Annotated in this window: 4 protein-coding genes; 2 read left to right on the top strand and 2 right to left on the bottom strand. The window is 62.6% G+C overall.

Features of this window, described 5'->3' with window-relative positions; all coding sequences use genetic code 11:
- Both H5T60_11690 and H5T60_11685 read right to left on the bottom strand, forming a co-directional pair.
- On the bottom strand, positions 1 to 447 hold a 447-nt coding region (locus H5T60_11690), incomplete at its 3' end, for a GNAT family N-acetyltransferase (GenBank protein MBC7243095.1).
- A 10-nt stretch (positions 448 to 457) separates the two neighbouring features.
- Positions 458 to 2,299 (bottom strand): APC family permease, encoded by a 1,842-nt coding sequence (locus H5T60_11685; protein MBC7243094.1) that lies wholly within the window; start codon positions 2,297 to 2,299, stop codon positions 458 to 460.
- A 234-nt stretch (positions 2,300 to 2,533) separates the two neighbouring features.
- On the opposite strand from H5T60_11685, the gene H5T60_11680 reads away from it, so the two are divergent.
- A complete protein-coding gene (locus H5T60_11680; GenBank protein ID MBC7243093.1) occupies positions 2,534 to 3,166 on the top strand; it encodes a metallophosphoesterase in 633 nt (210 codons plus the stop codon).
- 79 nt (positions 3,167 to 3,245) lie between these two features.
- Positions 3,246 to 4,679, top strand: a complete 1,434-nt coding sequence (locus H5T60_11675) for a proline--tRNA ligase (protein MBC7243092.1) — start codon at positions 3,246 to 3,248, stop codon at positions 4,677 to 4,679.
- Positions 4,680 to 4,757: the final 78 nt, after the last annotated feature.

Below are 4,757 nucleotides of genomic sequence, written 5' to 3'. Positions count from 1 at the left end.
GCCCTCCAGGCGGAAGCCGGCCTTCTCGTAGCACCGCATGGCGCGCGGGTTGAAATCATAGACCTCCAGCTCGACGCGGTGCAGGTTCAGCTCCAGGAACGCGAAACGGAGCAGTGTCCGCACCGCATCTGTGCCCAGGCCCTGGTTCCAGAAGCGCTTTTCACCGATGGAGATGCCCAGCACCCCCAGGCGGTTCTTCCAATCCACCCGATGCAGGCCGATGGTGCCGATGGGGAGCCATTCTCCCCCTTCCTCGGTCTCGATGACGAACATCATCTCATCGCGCGCTTTCAGATGCTCCTCGAACCACTGCTCCTCCCGGGCCTGGGACATCGGGAGGTACATCAGCAGGTACCGGCGCACTTCCGGGTCGTTGAACCAGCGCACAAAGGTGGGGATGTCCGTGCGTTCCGGTGCACGCAGGCGCACGCGTTCGCCAAAGAGCATGGGCATTCTCCTAGTGTCTGAGATAGAAGGGCACGTCGGTGATGATGCGGAAGCGCCCATGACTTATGTCGCGGCGGGCATAGTTCAACGCCCATTTGAGCACCAGTGCGGTCTGGTTGTGCAGGAAGAAGTGCCACCAGCGCGCCGGCACGAATTCCGGCATGACAATGGTCACGTAATGGCCTTCTTCATCAATGAACTGGTTGATATAGTCCATCAGCGGTTCCACCACCGAGCGGTAGGGGGACGGCAGGACCTCCAGGGGGATGTCCGGCAGGTAGTGCTTCCAGCGCTCCTGGAGCTTGGCGGTTTCCTCCGGGTTGACATCCACCGTCACCACGTGCACGTCGTCGCCCAGCGCCTGGGCATAATAGATCGCTTTGACCACGCCGCGATGCAGGCCGGCCACCGGCACCACAATGGTATGCTTCTTGACAGGCATGGGCCAGCGCAGGGAGAGGGAGAGCTGTTCCGCCACCTCCTCGTAATGATGGTGGATACTGCGGAACATCATGATCAGCAAGGGGATGAGGGTCAGCACGATCCAGGCGCCGTGGATGAACTTCGTCACTGCCATCATGACGGCCACGATGCCGGTAGCGACGGCTCCCAGCGCGTTGAAAATGATCGCGGTCTGCCAGCCGGGGGTACGCCGGCGGAGCCAATAGCGCACCATGCCGCTCTGGTTCAGCGTGAATGATGTGAACACTCCTACCGCGTACAGCGGGATGAGGGCGTGCGTGCTGGCGCGGAAGAGGATCACCAACAGGGAGGAGAGCAGGCCCAGCAGGATGATGCCGTTGGCATAGACCAGGCGGTCACCCACGTTGGCAAGCTGACGAGGCAGGAAGCGGTCGCGCGCCATCCACATCGAAAGGCGCGGGAAGTCCGCATAGCTGGTGTTGGCGGCCAATACCAGGATCAGCATGGTCGCCGCCTGGATCAGATAGTAGATGATGCTGTGGTCAAAGACCGTGCGGGCGATCTGCGATACGACCGTCTCCCCCTCGCGCGGGACAATCCCCAACTGATGGGCCAGGAAGGTGATGCCCAGGAACATGGTCACCAGGATGGCGATCATCCAGAGCAGGGTTTTGCCGGCGTTCTCTCCCTCGGGCGGCTTAAAGATGGGCACCCCGTCGCTGATGGCCTCCACACCGGTCAGGGCGGTACAGCCGGAGGTGAAGGCGCGCAACAGCAGGAAGAGGGTCAATGGCTGAACGCCCTGTGCGTAGGCGGCCGCGGCGGCCTCCGCCGGCTGGATGGAACCGGTCAGCACGCGCGCCAGACCGACGCCGATCAGGGTCAGCATACAGGCAATAAAAAAGTACGTGGGTACGGCAAAGACGCGCGCCGACTCGCGCACACCCCGCAGGTTCATGATGGTGATGAAGGCGATGGCGCCCACCGCCAGCTCCACTCGCCAGGGATACAGCGGCGGGAAAGCGGAGGTGATGGCGGCGATGCCGGCGGAGATGCTCACCGCCACCGTCAGGATATAATCGGTGAGCAGGGCCGCGCCGGCGACCAGGCTGGGCAGTGTGCCGAGGTTCTCGCGCGACACGATATAGGAGCCGGCGCCTTTGGGATAGGCATGCACCGTCTGGTAATAGGACATGCCCACGATGACCAGCAGGGCGGCGATGGCCAGGGCAATGGGCCAGGACAGGTTCAGCGCGGCGCCGCCGGCCAGGATCAGCACCATCAGGATTTCCTCCGTCGCGTAGGCCACGGAGGAAAGCGCATCGGACGATAAGACAGCTAATGCCTGGACCTTGCCCAGGCGCTCATGCGACATGCGCTGTGTTGTGAGCGGCATGCCGATCAATATCCGCTTGAGGTAGGACAGCATAGCATATCCTCCAACGACATGCACTAAATTACAAAATTATCACCAAAGGGCCGGCCTGTCAACTTTTGCAGGGGCATGTTGCCGGCGGAAATAGGGTCAGCCGCCTGTCGTTCGCGTTGACAGCACTCCCCTTTCGTGGTATACTACAACGTACAATTCCGGCACACAGCGGCTCGCGCCGGCAGTATCCCGGATGAGCCCTCAGGGCCGGAGGGCAGTGGGCCGGCCTGTTCAATGAAGATCCTGGCGATCAGCGACAAAATTGAAGAGCGCTTGTACAATCCCAGCGCGGCCAGCAGTTTCGCCGATGTGGACCTGGTGCTCTCCTGCGGCGACCTTCCCTCCTACTACCTGGAGTACCTGGTCAGCACGCTCAACAAGCCGCTGTATTATGTCTTTGGCAATCATGAGCCGGCCATCGGCGAGAACGGGGAGCGGCTCAAGGATATCCCCGGCTGTATCAACCTGGACGGCCACGTGGTGGACGCCGGGGGCTTGCTGATCGCCGGCCTGGAGGGCTCCATCCGCTACCGCCCCGACGGCGAGTACCAGTACACCGAAGGGGAAATGTTCTGGAAGATCGTGCGGATGGTGCCGAGGCTCATCTGGAACCGCATCGCCCGGGGGCGCTATTTGGACATTCTGGTGACGCATGCGCCGCCGGCCGGCATTCATGACGCCGCCGACCGCTGTCACCAGGGCTTCCGGCAGTATATTTGGTTCATGGAGCGCTTCAAGCCGCGCTATTTGATCCATGGGCACACCCATATGTACATGCCGAGCCAGAAACGTCAGACGCGATACAAGGACACCGAAGTCATCAACGCCTATGGGTACGTGGTCCTGGATGTGGAGCCGGCCCAGTAACCCCCTCCCGCCGGCGCGCCCGTTCTCCCATCGCATCCAATCCGCCTGAGGCATACGGTGACAACGTGAGGAGAGGAACATGGCAGAGAAAATCACCCCCCGCAGTGAAGACTATTCGCGCTGGTACACCGACGTCATCCTGCAGGCCGAGCTGGCCGATTACGCGCCGGTCAAGGGATGTATGGTCATCCGGCCATACGGCTATGCCCTGTGGGAAAACATCCAGCAGGCGCTGGACCGCCGCTTCAAGGCCACCGGCCATGTCAACGCCTATTTCCCCCTCTTGATCCCGGAAAGCTACCTGCGCAAAGAAGCCGAGCACGTGGAGGGGTTTTCCCCGGAGCTGGCCGTGGTCACGCACGGCGGCGGCAAAGAGTTGGAGGAGCCGCTGGTGGTGCGCCCGACCTCCGAGACCATTATCAACGCCATGTACGCCAAGTGGATACGCTCCTGGCGGGACCTGCCCATCCTCATCAACCAGTGGGCTAATGTCGTGCGCTGGGAGATGCGCACGCGGCTGTTCCTGCGCACCACGGAGTTCCTCTGGCAGGAGGGGCACACCGCCCATGCCACGGCCGAGGAGGCCATGGAAGAGACCCTGCGCATGCTGAATGTATATAAGGAATTTGCCGAGACCGAGATGGCGATGCCGGTCATCGCCGGCCAGAAGAGCTTGACGGAGAAGTTCGCCGGCGCCCTGGCCAGCTACTCCATCGAGGCCATGATGGGCGACAAGCGTGCCCTGCAGGCCGGCACCTCCCACTACTTCGGCCAACAGTTCGCCAAGGCTTTCGGCATCCAGTTCCTGAACAAGAACAACGAGCTGGAGTACGTCTATCAGACCAGTTGGGGCGTCAGCACCCGGCTCATCGGCGCGCTGGTCATGGTGCACGGCGATGACCAGGGCCTCATCCTGCCGCCGCGGCTGGCCCCCATCCAGGTCGTCATCGTCCCCATCTGGCGCGACGAGGAGCAGAAGCGCGTTGTCCTGGAGGCCGCCGGCCAGGTGCAGGCCCGCCTCTCCGCCACCACGCGCGTCAAGCTCGACGACCGCGACGAATACTCGCCCGGCTGGAAGTTCAACGACTGGGAGATGAAGGGCGTGCCCCTGCGCATCGAAATCGGCCCCAAGGACGTGGAGAACTCCCAGGTGGTGCTGGCGCGCCGCGACACCCCCGGCCGCGAGGGCAAACAGACCTGCCCCATGGACGCCCTGGAGAGCCGCGTGGCGGAGCTCCTGGCGACCATCCAGGCGGACCTCTATGCCCGCGCCCTGCGCTTCCGCGAGGAGAACACCTACTATCCCAAGAATTACGCCGAGCTGGCCGAGGCGGTGGAGAACGGCTTCGCCTTTGCACCCTGGTGCGGCTCCGCCGAATGCGAGGCCAAGGTGAAAGAGGATACCAAAGCCACCACCCGCTGTATCCCCTTCGAACAGCCGGCAGAGGTAGGCCCGTGCGTGGTATGCGGTCAGCCGGCGGAGAAGCAGGTGCTGTTCGCCCGCGCCTATTAGCCGCCGCTACCCTTTCATTTAAGGAGATATCATGCTGGCACTTTCAACCGCCTGGTTCGCGCGAGAGGAGCTTCCTCT

The sequence above is a fragment of the Anaerolineae bacterium genome, assembly GCA_014360855.1.
GTDB lineage: Bacteria > Chloroflexota > Anaerolineae > JACIWP01 > JACIWP01 > JACIWP01.
This window is presented reverse-complemented; position numbering and strand designations above follow the sequence as displayed.

Excerpts from the sequence above, each read along its gene's own strand:
- H5T60_11685 (MBC7243094.1), bottom strand. The coding sequence starts at position 2,299 with ATGCTGTCCTACCTCAAGCGGATATTGATCGGCATGCCGCTCACAACA.
- H5T60_11680 (MBC7243093.1), top strand. The coding sequence starts at position 2,534 with ATGAAGATCCTGGCGATCAGCGACAAAATTGAAGAGCGCTTGTACAAT.
- H5T60_11675 (MBC7243092.1), top strand. The coding sequence starts at position 3,246 with ATGGCAGAGAAAATCACCCCCCGCAGTGAAGACTATTCGCGCTGGTAC.